The 17519-nt window shown below is 23.4% G+C and carries 17 protein-coding genes; 5 read left to right on the top strand and 12 right to left on the bottom strand.

From position 1 onward, the window contains the following. Positions 1-11: 11 nt before the first annotated feature. From AACL03_RS08410 to AACL03_RS08400, 3 genes are all read right to left on the bottom strand, one after another. Positions 12-143: a hypothetical protein gene (locus AACL03_RS08410; protein WP_338956793.1), complete on the bottom strand. Its 132-nt coding sequence runs from the start codon at positions 141-143 to the stop codon at positions 12-14. 747 nt (positions 144-890) lie between these two features. After that, positions 891-1889 carry a WD40 repeat domain-containing protein gene (locus tag AACL03_RS08405; RefSeq protein WP_339040052.1) on the bottom strand — a complete coding sequence of 333 codons (999 nt, stop codon included), beginning with the start codon at positions 1887-1889 and terminating at the stop codon, positions 891-893. Positions 1890-2144: 255 nt separating this feature from the next. Continuing rightward, positions 2145-3698 (bottom strand): YhgE/Pip family protein, encoded by a 1554-nt coding sequence (locus AACL03_RS08400; RefSeq protein ID WP_339040051.1) that lies wholly within the window; start codon positions 3696-3698, stop codon positions 2145-2147. Between the two features lie 87 nt (positions 3699-3785). On the opposite strand from AACL03_RS08400, the gene tpx reads away from it, so the two are divergent. After that, on the top strand, positions 3786-4292 hold the full coding sequence (gene tpx, locus AACL03_RS08395) for a thiol peroxidase (RefSeq protein WP_252320221.1): 507 nt from the start codon (positions 3786-3788) through the stop codon (positions 4290-4292). A 170-nt stretch (positions 4293-4462) separates the two neighbouring features. Here the strand turns inward: tpx and AACL03_RS08390 are convergent, their stop codons facing one another. Further along, positions 4463-5023, bottom strand: coding sequence for a hypothetical protein (locus tag AACL03_RS08390; protein WP_339040050.1), 561 nt, complete (start codon positions 5021-5023; stop codon positions 4463-4465). Between the two features lie 22 nt (positions 5024-5045). Continuing rightward, positions 5046-5735: a DUF1360 domain-containing protein gene (locus tag AACL03_RS08385; protein WP_339040049.1), complete on the bottom strand. Its 690-nt coding sequence runs from the start codon at positions 5733-5735 to the stop codon at positions 5046-5048. A 206-nt stretch (positions 5736-5941) separates the two neighbouring features. Between AACL03_RS08385 and AACL03_RS08380 the strand changes: the two genes are divergently transcribed. Continuing rightward, positions 5942-7186: an ISNCY family transposase gene (locus AACL03_RS08380; protein ID WP_339038837.1), complete on the top strand. Its 1245-nt coding sequence runs from the start codon at positions 5942-5944 to the stop codon at positions 7184-7186. Positions 7187-7326: 140 nt separating this feature from the next. On the opposite strand, the gene AACL03_RS08375 is transcribed toward AACL03_RS08380, so the two are convergent. The 3 genes from AACL03_RS08375 to AACL03_RS08365 all read right to left on the bottom strand — a co-directional run bounded on the left by AACL03_RS08375 (position 7327) and on the right by AACL03_RS08365 (position 9258). Beyond that, positions 7327-7803: a hypothetical protein gene (locus AACL03_RS08375; RefSeq protein WP_339038835.1), complete on the bottom strand. Its 477-nt coding sequence runs from the start codon at positions 7801-7803 to the stop codon at positions 7327-7329. Between the two features lie 32 nt (positions 7804-7835). Continuing rightward, entirely contained in the window at positions 7836-8696 is an 861-nt protein-coding gene (locus AACL03_RS08370) for a hypothetical protein (RefSeq protein ID WP_339038780.1), read from the bottom strand. Positions 8697-9093: 397 nt separating this feature from the next. Further along, positions 9094-9258 carry a hypothetical protein gene (locus tag AACL03_RS08365; RefSeq protein WP_174481083.1) on the bottom strand — a complete coding sequence of 55 codons (165 nt, stop codon included), beginning with the start codon at positions 9256-9258 and terminating at the stop codon, positions 9094-9096. Positions 9259-9447: 189 nt separating this feature from the next. Here AACL03_RS08365 and AACL03_RS08360 point away from each other — a divergent pair, with 189 nt between their 5' ends. Beyond that, on the top strand, positions 9448-10398 hold the full coding sequence (locus tag AACL03_RS08360; protein WP_339038665.1) for an IS30 family transposase: 951 nt from the start codon (positions 9448-9450) through the stop codon (positions 10396-10398). A 234-nt stretch (positions 10399-10632) separates the two neighbouring features. After that, a complete protein-coding gene (locus AACL03_RS08355; protein WP_339040048.1) occupies positions 10633-11112 on the top strand; it encodes a hypothetical protein in 480 nt (159 codons plus the stop codon). A gap of 1 nt (position 11113) precedes the next feature. On the opposite strand, the gene AACL03_RS08350 is transcribed toward AACL03_RS08355, so the two are convergent. Both AACL03_RS08350 and leuS read right to left on the bottom strand, forming a co-directional pair. Then, positions 11114-11827 carry a sugar phosphate nucleotidyltransferase gene (locus tag AACL03_RS08350; RefSeq protein ID WP_339040047.1) on the bottom strand — a complete coding sequence of 238 codons (714 nt, stop codon included), beginning with the start codon at positions 11825-11827 and terminating at the stop codon, positions 11114-11116. Between the two features lie 10 nt (positions 11828-11837). Then, the gene (leuS, locus tag AACL03_RS08345) at positions 11838-14276 is read right to left on the bottom strand and encodes a leucine--tRNA ligase (protein WP_339040046.1); all 2439 of its coding nucleotides are present in this window, start codon (positions 14274-14276) and stop codon (positions 11838-11840) included. A gap of 569 nt (positions 14277-14845) precedes the next feature. Between leuS and AACL03_RS08340 the strand changes: the two genes are divergently transcribed. Further along, positions 14846-16075, top strand: a complete 1230-nt coding sequence (locus AACL03_RS08340; RefSeq protein ID WP_339040045.1) for an amino acid permease — start codon at positions 14846-14848, stop codon at positions 16073-16075. 25 nt (positions 16076-16100) lie between these two features. Here the strand turns inward: AACL03_RS08340 and AACL03_RS08335 are convergent, their stop codons facing one another. Together AACL03_RS08335 and AACL03_RS08330 are read right to left on the bottom strand one after the other, a co-directional pair. Further along, positions 16101-16349: a hypothetical protein gene (locus AACL03_RS08335; RefSeq protein WP_338957041.1), complete on the bottom strand. Its 249-nt coding sequence runs from the start codon at positions 16347-16349 to the stop codon at positions 16101-16103. Positions 16350-16422: 73 nt separating this feature from the next. Next, positions 16423-17469: an energy-coupled thiamine transporter ThiT gene (locus tag AACL03_RS08330; protein WP_339040044.1), complete on the bottom strand. Its 1047-nt coding sequence runs from the start codon at positions 17467-17469 to the stop codon at positions 16423-16425. Positions 17470-17519 lie beyond the last annotated feature (50 nt).

The raw sequence follows: 17519 nt of genomic DNA, 5'->3' as shown, positions 1-17519 counted from the left end.
ATAATCCTTTCCTAATATGTTCTGTTGCTTCTAGCATAAAGAACATATATTTTGATGTTTAGATTATTAATACTACTACTATTCGTTTTATTCATTCCATGAAAACTGGGCTCAAAAATAAATTGTGAAATTTTAAAAAACATTGAGGCATTCGATTCAATATTTATTTAATTTGTGTTAAACAAATTAATATTTTAATTGAACCGGCCCCGCTCAATTTTTTTTACAAGTTTGAAATTTATTTTCTCGCCCAAAAAAATTTTTCAAAAAAAATAAAAAATAAAACCAACACTTGCTCACTGGGGAGTGGCAAGGTTGGTTAAATAAAGAATAGAATTAATACAATGGGTCCCTACAACAGGTCTATATATACTAGTTTCCAATTCGCTCCCACCCCAAGAATTACCATTAATGGTTAGTATATTTTATTAGGTATCACTCCACTTTTTATTTATCCATGCAAGTCCACATGTTCTAGCTACTATTTTTAACAACTGTGTTGTAGTTCACTTTTTTAGTTCCCTAACACGTGTTGATAATAGTGCTAAAGATTGTTATTAAAAATTTTAAAATTTTACAATTACAAAAAAAGACAAGATTATTTCTTGTCTTTTTCCTTGTTGATAATTTTAATTTAACTTACAAAATGTATATTTTATTTTTTTTAAATACGTCGAATATAAAATATAAATTTAATGTTTTAAGAAAAGAGAGTAATTTTGTCTAATTTTCATTATTTTTCAAATAATTCATTTTTGGAAATAAGTTACTAATATGATAATAAATTATTTCGTAACTTTGACAACCGCCCATAATTTTCTTCATCTATAACTTATTTCTTTTATTTTTTTGCAAAAAAATAAAAGAAATAATAAAAATATCTAATTTACTTAATCTGAAAAATAAACACCATTACTACTTCCAATATATATTTTTTTAGTTGCACAATTGAATATTAATTTTTTAATACTAATATTAACTTTAAATTGAAGTTTATCAAAGGTTGATGATCCATAACTTTTTCAAAGATTACCAGTATTATCACCAACATATATACAGTTATCATTATTAATGACAATAGATGTTAAACAATTTGATAATGGATGTAATTGAAATCTAAAAAAAGAATTCTTATTATTATCTTTTTTTCAAACTTGCCCTGACATCTCAGTAGCATAAACATTACCTAAATTATCAAATGTTAAATCAGTAATTTTACTACCAGTAGTAAGAAGTTCCACAAATTTTTGATCACCACTAATAGTTTTATAAATTTGACCATCAGTAGTAGCAGCGTAAATACATTTATCATTGTTATTATCTTTAATTATTGCAGAAATTTTTCCTTTAGTTCCAGGAATAGTTTGCAATCATTCTTGTCCAAATGATTGATAATATGCTTTAACATCATTATCTGTACCCATATAAAGATATTCTTCACCATCATTAGAAGTATAGACTATCATTGATAATAAGTTAAAATCAAATTTTTCAAGTAGTTTAAAATTATTACTATCATTATTTTTTATATAAATTTTTGTTTCATTTTTTGTTTCTTTTATAGCTACATAAACATTACCATTATTAGAAGTTGCTATTGCTTGAATAATACCTTCACTTTTAAATATTGGTTTAATATCTTTATTATTTTCACTAATATAATAAATAATACCTTCATCATTAGCAGCATAAACATTGCCTTTTTGATCACTAGTTATTGATTGAATTACACCACTAGTTCCTTCCAATTTTGAAAATGTTTCATGGTTATTAACCAAACAATTTTTAATTAATTTGTTATTAGAAACATGAGTATTAATTGAAAGCATAGTCCCTGAACTAGCAAAAAATGTTATAGTAAACATTGTTAATAATTTTTTAAAATGCATAAGTTTTTTTCCTCTTTTACTTTTTTATTATTTTTTTTAAATATTTATGTTTTTTATTTTATAAATTAATATCTACAAAAGATATATCTTTTGTAGATATTAATTTAAGTTTATAATTGAAAAAAATAATATACAACATTCTTTTAAATACTCTATTTTTATTAGAAAGTATTAATAAAAAGGACACCTAAAAATATAATGTTTAGTTCTCATCAGTAGTAGTTTTATTTTTTAATGATGAAGAATCATTAACAACTAATTTATTTTTTTTATTTCCAACTTCATTTTTGCATCTTTATGATCATGTCATCAATTAAGTAACAACGATAATGGTACTAAAATAATAATAAATATTAATAAACAACCAATACTTCATAAAATAGTCATTGGATTAGGATTAATAAGAATTTCTCTTAATCCTTTTATTGCATAACTAAATGGTAAAAATTTATACATTACTTGAAAAAACTTGGGTTCTAATTCAACAGGAAAAGTACCACTTGATGAAGAAAGTTGTAGTATTAAAAGAATAACAATTAAAAATCTACCCAAATCATGATTACGAAACATGTGAGCAATTGATTGAACAACCAAATCAAAAATAATTGCTATTAATCACATGTATAAAAACATTTGTCAAAATCGTTGTCATAAATCAATATTATTAAATAATAGTAATAATGAAGTTACTAAAATTGTTGACTGAATTAAACCAAAAATAATCATTCATGCTGATTTAGCTAAATAGTTTGATCAAAATTTAGTTTTTGGAATATCTTTATTTCTAATAAAAGTAAAAGTTAATAATAAAGTACCTACTCACATTCCAATACACATGAAATATGGACCCAAACCAAATCCATAAGGAGATTTATCTTGACCTTCAATATTAATATTAAAATTAATAAAGTTAATAGGTGCCAATAAAGTATGATTCATTCAATAATCATGTTCTAAAACTTTAATATGTTTAATCTCTTCGTTTCTTGTTACACTATCAATATTATCATTAAATTGTTCAGCATGAGGACCTAAACCAGGAACAGCAATTGAAAGAATACCATAAATTTCTTTTAAAATTGGTTGTAAATGGTGATAACCTGAATCAGAAGCATCTTTATCTCAATAATCAAATACTTGATCACTAATAACAACAGGTAAAAACTTACTAAAAATATTATCTTTTAATGCATTTAAAGCAAAATCATTAATTTCACCTAAAATCGGACTAACTTTATATGAAGCTTGTAAACTAATTTTTGGTCTAATAGTAATTTGATTAATAAGATTCCAAATTCTTTCTGGAGTTTTAATATTATCAATAACTACTTTAAAAGCTTGTTTAAAAAAATCATTAAAATCCTTAGTAAAACAACTATCAATAATAATTTCAGTTAAAAAAGTTTTGTCATTTTGATGTTGATAATAACTTTTTCAATCATCATAATAATAAACAGTAAATGTTTTTTTCTCATTGTTAATTTGTAAATCATTAATTTTAAATTCATAAGCACCACTACTATTAGGATTTTCATTATCCAAATTTAAATTATGTCAATTAATAACACGATTAATTCCTACTGCAGAACTATCGTTATTAACTAAAGCAATTGGTAAACGATTAATATTTCCCAATGGATTAAAAAAAGCTCATAAAGCAATAAAAGCATATAAAAATGGAATAAAACATAGTGCAATACTTTTAATAATTGTTCTTTTATTTTTATAAATGTGTTTAGTCCCCACTGCTTTAAAAACCATTTTAAATTCTTGAATAGCAATTTTAAATAAATTTAAAATTTTTAACACTTTGTTACTCCTTAATAGATTATCTTTAATAAATTTAGTTATAATAATATTATAAATACATTTGATAAAAAGGGAGAAAAAAATATTATGTTGCAATTAACAATTAAAGGTAAACCCGTTCATATTAAAAATGAAATAATCAAAGTTGGAGATACTTTATCATTTTCTGCAGTTAATAAAACAATGGATAATATGAATTTAGAACAATTCACTAATAAATTTAAAATTATTTCTAGTGTACCAAGCATTGATACTAAAACTTGTGCTTTACAAACTATACACTTTAATAAAGAGGCTACTAAATTAAAAGATTTAGTTATCATTACTATTTCCAAAGATTTACCATTTGCTCAAAGTCGCTTTTGTGAAAAACTAAAAATGAATAATAATTTTCATATTTGAAGTGATTATCGTAATAATGAAAATAATTTTAGTAATACTACTAATTTATTAATTGATGAAATCCAATTATTAGCACGTACTATTATCATTGTTGATAAAAATAACAAAGTTATATATTTACAAATTGTTAAAGAAGTAACATTAGAACCAAACTATGATGAAGTTCTAAAATTTATTAAAACTTTAACATAAAAAAATTAGGTAATATTTTTAAAATAAGTATTACCTAACTTTTTTTTATTTATCAGTAGACTTTTAAAAAACTATTTATTTTGAAAATCAACTACGACTTTTTGAAGTCTTATTTTGTTTTTCAGATTTTTCTTTTTCTTCTTTATTCATAACTTTATCTCCTTTTTAGATTATAAAGATATTTGTCTCATCTTTCTACTTGGTGACTTTTCTCTAACATCTTCTTTCACAAGATTATCACTTTTTTTATTATTTTTCAAAATTTCTTCTATTTCATTGGTAAAAGCAACAACTTCTTTCTCAAAAATTCTTAAATCGTGTTCATCAGATTGAGGTTTTTGATTTTCTTTTTCAATTACACTTGCCACAAAAGTAATCATTTCTAATTTATTTTGTATTGCTCCATTTTGCTCTGCACTTAAATCTTTTTTTGCTGCTTCTACTTGTTCTTGTAATTCATCTTTTCTTTTATAAATATTTTCCAAATTTTGCTGTTTTAATTCTCTTTTATTTTCTTCAAATCTTTGACTTAATTCATTTTGCATATCCATAAAATTTTTATTTTTATTATTATTTCAAATTTGTTGAAAACTATTCAAAATTCTTTGTTGTTTTGCTTCTGGAGGTAAGCTTAAAAATAATTCTTCTTGTTGTTCTCTTTTTAATAAAAATCTTTGTTCTTGTAGTTTATTTTCTAGATTTATTTCACTTTTTGATTTTCAATTAGGCAAAAAGAATTTTTTTATTTTTTCTTTATACTTTTCTCATCCATCCTGTAACAACTCCACCAACAATAACTCCAGAAATTAAAGCACATATTGACGGTGCATAAAAAGTTGCTACAACAGGAGCTACTAATGGAGTAACCACTAAACTACTTAAAATACCAATACCAGCCCAAGCAACTACAAATATTGTTATTTTTAATACTTGTCATAAAACTTTTCTTACTTTTTTATTTTTTATATCTACTTGTTCTTCTTTTTGTTTCTCATTAAGGTTATTAATGAAATCAAAAAATGGTATTCTAATAATAGTTGTATCCTTATTTTCTTCTAATTTAATAAAACTTTCATCATTTTTTACTTCATTAGAAAATTGTTCATAACTTAAATGTCTAATTTGTTTAATTACTTGATCTGCTTCAAGATAAATTAGTTGTTGTCAAATTTCTTTTTTTTCATCATCATGAATTTCTAATAATAAAACTGGTTTATTATTAATTTCTATTATTTCATCATAAACAAAATACTCTTTACCTCCCTCTACTATAGAAGTTTCAAATTGAAGATATTTTAGTTCATTATCTTCACCTGATTGATTTTCAAACATAAACGTTTCACCATTATGTCAATTTTCATTATTTTTCTTGAATTTATTAGTGAACTCACTTTCTGCAGTTTTGAATTGTTCTGCAAGAATTGTTTTTATTGGTAAAGCCATTTTGGTATCTCCTTTTAATTAAAAAACCCATTTACTTTAAAATAAAGCAATGGGTAAAAAACTTATATGTTTAATATTTACATTTTATCAAATATTATATAATTTACAATATTTTATTTAAATTTGTCATTATTTAGTGATAATTTCCTATTAGTTATCGAGTGAAAATTTCCCAAAAGTAAAGTTAAATATACTTGGTGATAAATATGGAAAGAAGCATGACTATGAAAGAAAAATATAAGTTTAATATTATAAATGACATTATTATTAATAAATTATCTAAACATCAAGCTAAGAATAAACTTAACCTAACTATTAGAAGAATTAACCAATTAATTCAAATTTTCAATAGAGAAGGTAAAGTTGGTTTTATTCATAAATCCCGAAATAAAATTTCTAATAAAACAACAAATTTTGAAATCAAAATTAAGATTATAAATTTATATAAAACCAAATATTATAATTTTAATTTTCAACATTTCCATGAGAAATTAAACAATGAAGAAAAAATTAAAATTTCATATAGTACACTTTATACTATATTAATTAAAGAAAAAATTACTTCACCAAAAAGACATAAAAATAAGAAAAATAACTTGCATCCTACAAGAAACCGAAGAACAAATTTTGGTGAATTAATTCAAATGGATGCAAGTAATCATCATTGATTTGGTAAGGATAAACCAAAAGCTTTTTTACATGCTGCAATTGATGATGCTACAGGAAATATTGTCGGACTATGATTTGATCATCAAGAAACATTAGATGGTTATTATAATGTTTTTTATCAAATTTTAACTAAATATGGCATACCAAAAACATTTTATACTGATAATAGAACAGTTTTTGGATATAAAAAACAAATCGATGCTGGCAAAATAAACACGGAAAATGATACTTATACTCAATTCCAAAAGTCTTGTAATGATTTAGGTGTTGAAATTATTAGAACTTCCATTCCACAAGCTAAGGGTAGAATCGAACGCTTATTTGGAACACTTCAAAGTCGCTTAATTAGTGAACTTAGACTTAATAAAATTAAAAATTTAGAAGAAGCTAATCAATTTCTTAAAATATATATAAGTATTTTTAATAAGCAATTTGCCTTACCTATTGATAATAATAAATCTGCTATGATTAAAGCTCCAAACCAAGAAGAAATAAATATTTATCTTTCAAGATTTTCTAAAAGAAAAACGGATAGTGGTTCAACTATAACATATTATGGTAAAAAGTATTTTCCTTATAAAAATAGCAAAGTTCAATACATACAACCTAGAACTGATGTAATTGTACTTAAATCGTTTATTAATGAGTTATATCTTAGTTATAATCATCAAATATATGAATTAAAAGAAATAGCACCAAAACCAATTATCAAAGAAGAGTTGATAAAAACTAAAAAGGTTTATATACCAAATAAAAACCATCCTTGAAGATATGGATACTAATAATACCAAATTAAAATTAGATAAAATTCTTTTTATAAAAGATTATTTTTGTGAATACTTAACTATATAAAATTTTAAATCGTTTGTCGAGCAGCAAATTTGATGCCTTAAAATTGATTTTAAAGATATAAAAAATAAAATTATACACCACCAATAGCACAAGCACCAGAAGCCATTGTTGTAATACCACCAACAACATTACCAATTATGGGAATAGTATTTAAAGCACCATTAACAATAGTTAATGTGTTTTCACAATTTAAATTTGATTTATTTTCTAGATTTAGAAGTCTGTTGTCAAGTTCATTAACTTGTTTTTTTAAAGTTTCAAAATCTGCTTTGATTCCTTGAATATTTTTGTTTAATTCATGTTCAATTAAAGTTGAAATATAACTTCAATCTCTTATATAACCTTTTATTATTTCTTTTTCTTGTCTTTTTCAATTATATAATGCTTGAGGATTAAATGTTTTAGAATTATTGATTGCTTGTGGTAAAGTAGAATTTCATTCATTTATATGTGCAAATCATTGTTTAACTTTTGAATCATTTGCTATAATATTTGAAATTTCATTAAATTTATCTTGTGTTACATAGGTAAAAGTTGGTTTTGTCAAACCATAAGAATAGGGACTAAAAGTACCAACAATTATTTTTTTTCAAAATAGCCAATAAAGTGTGAGTAATTAGATTTATCCAATAAATAAACTTCTGATAATTTAAAATTATGATATTTTTTCTTTATGGCACTTTTAATTTCGTTATCAACGTTATGATTAATTTTTCCTAAATTAATTTTTATATCTTTATTTCAATCTGGAAAATCATTTTCTAAATTATCAAGACGATTATTTGGATAATATTTCTCATCTTCTGTTATTATTCTTACTGATTCAAAATCAAATCAATTAAATGGTTTTTCATAAAGTACAATTTCTATACGTTCTTTTCTAGAACTATCTGTATATACTTTTTCAATTTTTGAAAAATTATCTCAAATTGTTTTACCTACTTGTTGTATTTCTTTTCATGTTCATGGAAAAATTGCAGTAATTGAAATATCATTAGAATTATATCGTTGCATCATATCCTCTTTAAATTTTTCGCCAAGTTCTCATGCAGGATTATCTTTTCAATAATGATAATCAGCTATTATTCCTTCAAAAGTTTTTGGTGTAAATGAACAAGTTACTTTACCTCAACTACCCCTTATTTCGTTTTTACCATTTAATGTTCTTTTTAATCGATTTCTGTGTTTTTCATGACGATGTTTATTCATATTTATTTTGCTATTTGTTGTTGGGTTGTTAATAATAAAATCTGTTTGATTATTACTTGCAAAATTTAATTGTTGATTTACTAAATCTAAACTAGTCGTATTTTTTCTAACTCAATTTTTAATATTTGAATTATCAATTGACTTACCATTAATACCTTGTATTTTATTATTTAAAAGTGGAGCAGTTAATACTCACAATTTAAATCAATAACTTGGACTAAAATATTTCATAATTTTGTTCTCCTTTGAAAGTAAATATAAAAATATTTACTTTCAAAACAAAGCAACTTTTATTTGTTAAATTTTACTTCTTTTTTATTTTTTTTGATAAATATTTTTGGGAAATTTTCACTCGATATTGACATATTTTATTTAAATTAATATTTATTTAATTTATGAAAAATATCTATTGTCAGTAAGTATATTAACATAGTAACTAAGCTTTTAATTATTTTAATTTATGGATATTTTTTGAATTTATAAATGTTATTTAATTTTTCTGAATAACCTTTAATTTCAATATATTTATTTTTAAAATAAAAAAAATAATAAATTTAAAATTGTATTAAAACTATATAAAATTACAATTTTATTACATGAGTTTTTATCTAAAATTAAATAATGAAATTTAAATTTTCGGATTTCTTGATTTATGTTTGTTTATTTGTTTTTCTTCTTCAATTTTTTTTAATGTCTCTTCTTGTTTTTTAGCTTTTGCAAGTAATAAATCAAGTTTTCTACTTTCTTGTTCTACATCATGTAATAATTTTGCTGCTTTTTCTTTTTCATTCATAATATTTTTTCTCCCTTTCTTTTAAATATTTATTTTTAAAAATATCCAAAATACAGTATAAAATTTTTCATAAAAATTAAAAGATGCTGAGTTATACTTGTAAGTGCAAGTAAATAAAATTGCAAAAAATTCTCATATAAAAATTTCATAATGCTAAATTTAGTTTAGAAAAAAGTAAGGAGTTTTTATATGAGTTATAAACATCTTGGCATAGATGAAAGAATTTATATTGAGAATCAATTGAAATTTAAATTTAAAATTAGTGAAATAGCTAAAAATCTTAATCGAAGTATTAGTACTATTATTCGAGAAATTAATAGAAATAAAGATAATAATCATTATTTTTCATTAATTGCACAAAATAAAGCTGAAAATCGAAAACAATCACATATTAGTTTTCATAAGTTTAAAAATAAGAATTTAGTAAAATATGTACAACAAAAATTACTATTAGGTTGATCACCTGAACAAATTTATGGCAGAATTAAAAATTTTCATAAAGAATGAGTTATTAGTTTTAAAACAATTTATACTTGAATTTATTTTGGAATGCTTGATAAAGTTACTAGTAAAAATTTAAGAAGAAAAGGTAAAAAACGAAAATCTAAAGAAAATCGTGGCAAGTTTAATGGTAAATCAATTAAAGAACGAGATATAAATGTTAATGATCGTATAACACTTGGTCATTGAGAAGGAGATACTATAGTATCATCACGAGGTAAAAGCAAATCATGTTTAATAACTTTAGTTGAAAGAGTATCACGATTTACTTTAGCAATATTAGTTAAAAACAGAACTACTAAAGTTATTAATAAAAATGTCAGTTATTATTTATCAATTCTTCCTAAAAACATTGTTAAAACTATTACTTTTGATCGTGGCAAAGAATTTTCAAATTGACAACAACTTGAAAAAAATTTAGATGTAAAAATTTATTTTGCCAATCCATATTCACCTTGACAAAGAGGTACTAATGAAAATACTAATGGTTTAATTAGAGAAAAATTTCCTAAAAAATTTATTTTTTCAAAAACTAATAAAAATGAAGTTCATAAATTTATATTGTCTTTAAATCAAAAACCGAGAAAAATACTAAATTATCTTTCACCAATCGAATATTTGGATAGAAAAATAATTTAGTTGCACTTACCTTTACAATTTAGCAGATAAAATAAATATTTTTAAATAAAATTATGATTTATTAACTCAAAAGTAAGGATGTTATTTTTTTTAATTGTTGTGCTTAAAAATTGAAAATATGTTATACTAACATCATAATAAACTAAATTATTAAAGACCATTAGGTTCGAGTTATTCTTTTTTATTAGATAAGTGGAACCTAATTATTTTTAAATAAAAAAGGATGTGAAAATTATGTCAGCACAACAACAGCAACAACCAAGTAAAGAAATTTTTGATAAATTACAAGGTGAAAAAGATAAAAAAGAAAAAGCAACTTCTTCTGGTGGTGGTAGTAGAAATTGAATTGTAAAATTTGCAAAAGATGTCGCTTATATTTCTTTTTTTCCATACATATGATTAAAAAAACTTTTAGTTTCACTATTTAATAATCGAACTAAAAAGCCTAAACTAAATCAATCAGTTAATATTATTAAAAATAAAGATAATGTTAATCAAAAAAATAATGTTTCTACAAATAGTAATGGACAAGTTAGTTTTAAAGAAGTAGATGCACTAGATCCAGAAAATGAATCAGTAGCAGAAACAACAGCAGAAGCACTAAAATTAAATGGTAATACTACTAATCCATTCCAAAATGTTGCACATAGTTGTAATCGTGAAGAAATTCCAGTAGTTTCAACAACAACTTCTGGAAAAAAATTAACTACTTAAATTATTTAAAATATTTATTAGTTCGTTCTAAATCAATAATATTATCAACATCCCAATGACAATCAAATGATAAAACATAAGGTTTTAATTCAAAATTATGTTTAATACTATTACTAATTAAATATTTACCAACCATTGTTGTTTGCAATACAAGTTCTTGTTGTGGATTTATTAAATCTTCACCAAGAACTTTTGCTCATTTTTTAGTAATATAACTTCATTCTCCCGCCAAGAAACTATCCTTTTTTTTACTTTTAATAATATCAATAATATTACCATTCTTGTTTAATTTATAACTTCAATTTTCTTTGATATTATCATGATCACGCTTAATAGCGGCCATCATATTAGTTGAAAAATTATTTAAAAAAATATTTTTTGTACTAATCATATCACCAGAAATAATAAAAATATCATCTTGACCATTAAAATATGATGATACTAATGTCAAAGCATAACCACTATTATAATCAAGGAAATGTTGATTATTTATTAAGATTAATTTTGAATATTTATGAGTAAGAAAATTAAATTCATCTTTTAAATGACCAGTAATGACAATAATTTTTTTTAAATCATGTATTTCAATTAAATGATTAATTATATGTTCAATTAAAGTTAAACCTTTAAATTTAATTAACGATTTATGAACATTATTTGAGACAGGTTGTAATCTACTGCCAATTCCTGCTGCAAAAATAATAGCAACTTTCATTATTCCTCCTTTACTTAACAACAAAATTAACAATCTTATTTGGTATACAAATTGTCTTAATAATTGTTTTATCTTGCAATCAATGTTTTACTTTTTCTTCATTATTAACTGCTTTTAAAAGTTCTTGATTATTTAAATTTTCTTTTACTACTAAAGTTATTTTTGTTTTACCATTAATCTGAATAGCAATAGTAACTTCACTAGTAATCAAAAATTTTTCATCATAACTTGGAAACTGACTTTTATTAATACTTTCTTTATTACCAAATTGAAATCATAATTCTTCAGCAATATGTGGAGCAAATGGATTTAATAATTTTAAAAAATTAACTAAATATTGTTGATAAATAGTTGGTGCTTTATAACAAGCATTGATAAAAATCATAAGTTGTGCAATAGCAGTATTAAAATTTAAATCATTAATATCATTAGTTACTTTTTTTACAGTTTGATGATAAATTGTATCTAATGATTTATCATTCTTAGTAGTAATTTTTATTTTATACTCATCTTTATTAACAAGACGATAAATACGCATTAAAAACTTATAACAACCAACTAAACCACTATTTAATCACGGTAAAGATGCTGTTAATGGCCCCATAAACATTTCATATATTCGCAAAGTATCAGCACCATATTCATTAATAATATCATCTGGATTAACAACATTACCGCGTGATTTAGACATTTTTTCATTATTTTCACCAAGAATCATACCCTGATTTACCAATTTTAAAAATGGCTCTTTAACATTAACTAACTTTAAATCATATAGCACTAAATGTCAGAAACGAGCATACAATAAATGTAAAACAGCATGTTCTTGACCACCAATATATAAATCAACCGGTAATCAATAGTTAAAACGTTTTTGCGCAATAGCACTATTAAAATCACAATAAGTACCATCATCATTTTTTAAAATATATGCTAAATAATATCAACAACTACCTGCTCATTGTGGCATTGTATTAATTTCTCTTTTTCCTTTTACACCATCTTTTCTAGTTACATGTAATCAGGAATTTGGTGCATTAGTTAAAGGTGCATTCCCCGAATTAGATGGCTTAATATTGGTCATTTTTGGTAATAATACTGGTAATTGTTGTTCATCTACTGTTGAGATTGTACCATCTTCTCAATAAATTATCGGAAAAGGTTCACCTCAATAACGTTGACGAGAAAAAAGTCAATCTCGTAACTTATATGCAGTATGTACTTTTCCTTGTTTTAAAGTTAGTAATTTTTTAACAATTAAATTAGTAGCTGTTTCTAAATCCTTACCATTAATAAAATCAGAGTTAATATATTCACTAGTACCCAAAAATGGTTCATTTTTATTATTAGTTTTCATAATAAAATTGATTGGTAACTTTTTATTTTTAGCAAAAATAAAATCACGACTATCATGTGCAGGAACACCCATAATGGCTCCTGTCCCATAATGATTTAAAACATAATCACCAACTCAAATTGGTAATTTACTTTTAGTAAAAGGATGAATAGCATAACTTCCAGTAAAAACACCAGATTTTAAAGTATCATCTCCTTGACGCATTAAATCTGTTTTAGTTTTAGCAGCTAAACAGTATTGAGTAACTGCTTGCGAATATTCACTAGTTGTTAAATCATGAATTAATGGATGTTCAGGGGCAAGTACTAAAAATGAAACACCAAAAATAGTATCAACCCTTGAAGTAAAAATAGAAACCTTACATTTATTATTTTCAACTATAAAATCAACTAGTGTTCCAACACTTTTACCAATTCAATTACGTTGTAATTCCTTAACACTATTTGGTCAGTCTAAATCATCTAATCCTTTTAATAATTTTTCAGCATACTTAGTAATTTTTAAAACCCACTGACGCATTGGTTTTTTAATAACTGGGAAATTACCACGTTCAGAAACCATATGACCATTAATGTTAATTATTTCTTCATTAGCTAAAACAGTTCCTAACTGTTCACAAAAATTAACTTCAACATCTTTAATTTCAGCTAACCCTTGTTCATAAAGTTTAATGAAAATTCATTGTGTTCACTTATAATATTGAGGATCTGTAGTATTAACTTCTTTATTATAATCAAAACTTAGACCAATACTTTGTAATTGTTTACGAAAATTATTAATGTTTTGTTTAGTAAATGTCTCTGGATTATTACCTGTATTTAAGGCATATTGTTCAGCTGGTAAACCAAAAGCATCTCAACCAATTGGATGCAAAACATTAAAACCATTCATTATTTTAACTCGTGAAATAACATCAGTAGCACAATAACCTTTAGGATGGCCAACATGTAAACCTGATCCTGAAGGATAAGGGAACATATCAAGAATATATGATTTTGGTTTTTTATTATCATCAATGTTTGTTTTAAAAGTTTCATTTTTTAATCAATACTGCTGTCATTTTTTTTCTATTTGTTGGTGATTATAACTCATGTTTTTCTCCTTTAATATGTTCAGGTAAAGTAATCATAAAACCATAATATCATAATCATTTAACAAGTTGCAATGTTTACTTATTGATTAAATTATATTTTAAATATTTTGTTAATTATCAATCAATGTTATTAAACTATTTACTAATATTTATTTTCTACAAAAATGAAATAGTTTTTATTGTATTTCAAATAAAATATACTATATAATTATCGTTAATATTAAATAAATTCAAAGGAGGATTCTATGAACACACAAAAAGTTTTAAATAAGTCTTTAAAACAAAAAACAAAGCAGCAAAAAATAGGCTTAGGAGAACTGGTGTGACTTTGGATTTAATTATACTTGCACAATAGCTTTTCCTATGTCTTTTATAGGAATATATTATTGAAATAATGGTGGAGTTGGATTACATCTAATCTGAATTATGATTTTAGGAGCTATAATGGCTAGTATTAGTGCATGTGCTTTTTTAAAATGTAGTAAAGTTTATGCTGGTAATAATGGTTGGAGCATATATTTATGTTAGGGCAACTTTTGGTCGTTTTTGAGGATGAATAATCGGCTTTATGCAATATATCATTTTACCATCTACTGTTATTGGTGGTATTATTTCAATGTTTAGAATTAACTTAAACCAATTATCATTTTTTTCTTGATTACCTGATAGATGATCTAATTTATTTATTGATAGTTTAGGAATTATAGTTTATTGTTTGGTTACAAGTTGTATCTATTTTGGATTAAGAGGTTTTCGTTGATTTGTTAATATTTCAGGAATCATTAAATGACTGTCAACTTGTTTTTTGATTATTTGTGCCATTATTCTGGTAATCAAAAATGGCACTATAGTTTATCAACAAGCATTTGTTGGTACTAAACATCTTCATTTTACAATTAATATTTTTAATAATGCTTTTAGCAATTTTTTCTACTTTTTCCTTGGTTTTGAGACCTTTACTGTTATTGGAAAAAATGTTAAAAATCCTAATAAAAATTTAGGTAGGGGAACAATTATTGTCTTATTTTTGACAACTATTTTTTATTTAATTATTACAATTTTAATTATTGGTGCCATCAGTTCACAGGGACCTAATGGTAATAACGGATGAGCAAATGGTGATAATAATTATAATCCAAATAATGTTATTGTTGGGATTGCTGGTACAACAGGTATCATTTTACTAGTTATTTGTACTTTATCAATTAAATTGAATGGTGTAATACAAGTAGCGCTATATTCTGGAGCTATGCTACAACCATTAGCGAAAGAAGGATACATTAGTGAAAAAATAGCCAAATTAAATAAAGAAAATATTGCAATGTATGGTAATACTATTAATTTTATAATTACAATTATAGTTTGTATTATTATGCTAATAATTCCGGATTTAATTGGAATTAGTTTTAATTACAACCAAATGTTGGGATTTACAACTAATATAACAATCTTTGTTTATCTTTTTGTTATAACAGCAACTTGTGTTATGGGTTATTATAAAAAAATAAAAATAAAAGTTATCGAATGAATTATGTTTATTATCTGTTTATTATTTTTAATTAGTCAATTCATTATTTTTAATTATAATATGATTCATGATTTAGTAAGCAACAGAGGAATCATATTAATTGCAATTACAATTAAGTTTTTAATGTTTTGAGTATTTATTATAATTGCTACTATTATTTATTTTACTTATTATAAACCAAAACTAAAACAAAGATTAATAACAAATCCAGAATATCAAAATCAATTAGATAAAGAATTTATTTTTAATTCTCATCTAGTAGTTAATTAAATTATTTAAAAATTATATTATCTTATTATCGTCAAAAATAAACTAAATGAGTTGCTGGTTTTTTACAAAAACAAGTACCAGTAGTAGTTGTACTTTTTAATTTAGCATATGCTTGAAAATGTTCAGATCAACCAATATCAATTGTATGTTGAGCATGTTTTCCTAATTCAATTGCTGCTAATACAACCTTTTTCTCATTTAATGCTTTATTCATTAATTTAATATTACCATCCATAATAATAATATCTTCTTTGATTATTTCATCATTTTTCATTATAATCACCCTTTCTATCAATTAATATTATAACGCTATTTAAAAAAAAGAAATAGTAATTGGAATTACTATTCTAACGATATCTTTCTACATAGTGACTAACTAAACCACGATAAATAAAAGGTATTGTTAATTGCATAATTGGATAAGTAAACAAAAAAATATGAATAAAATTGTAAACTAATGAGTAAAAAAGAGGATTAAATCCTGATCAAATATTTTTACTTCCATCAGCATTAGTAATTTGTGATCAAATAAAATATCCTGCTATTGTTTGTCAAAAATAAATAATTAAACAAACTAAAAAACAATGTAAAAAATAATTAATATAAGTAAAAATTGATTTATCAGATTTTAAATTAAAACGTAATAATGAAATAATAGCGGGTGTTGTCATTGGCAAAAAATAATCTAATAAATAACTTCAAGCACTAATAACATAACCACCACTAATAAATAATAATGACATTAAAGCACTAATCATACCCGTTAATCATCCACCTGCAAAGCCAATAATATAACTAATAACCATTAAAGGTATATATTTAATAGCAATACCGCCGCCGTATGGCATTTTTGGTAATAAATTTTGTTCAATAAAAGCACAAGCAATAGTTACACCAGTAAATAAACCAATAATTGTATAATCAATAACTAATCATCGTTTAATACCAAATGCAAATTTAAAATTAGTTCATCATCTTGTTTTTAAAATGGCAAAAGTTTCTTCTTTTTGTCATTGATAATGTTTAATTAAATTAAAAATTAATGCAATGGGATTGATACTAAAAATTGATAGTAATGTAACAATAACAATATTTTTATGAATATCTTCTATTTTAACTGTTCATGTAATAACAGATAATAAAATTGATGAAATTAATAATAAACAAAGAATTAATATTAAATAAATTTTACTGCTATAAAATTGTCAACCAGTAATAGTAGTAACTTTAAAAAAGTGATTAATACTACTAGCAGGTAAAATACTAATAATAACTGTTAATGTTAGAAGAGTAATTAAACTAAAAATGGCTGATGCTTTAATTAACATTCCTACCTCCAGTTTGCTTTTAACTTTATTATAATTGATAGTTGTTAATTGTTGTTCTTTAAACATAATAAAATGATAACTCCTTTAATTTATCTTACATAACAAAAAAGGAGTTA

Source organism: Spiroplasma endosymbiont of Andrena trimmerana, from assembly GCF_964019575.1.
Lineage (GTDB): Bacteria > Bacillota_I > Bacilli_A > Mycoplasmatales > VBWQ01 > Spiroplasma_E.
Note: the sequence above shows the minus strand (reverse complement) of the source record. Positions and strands in the feature narration are given on the sequence as shown.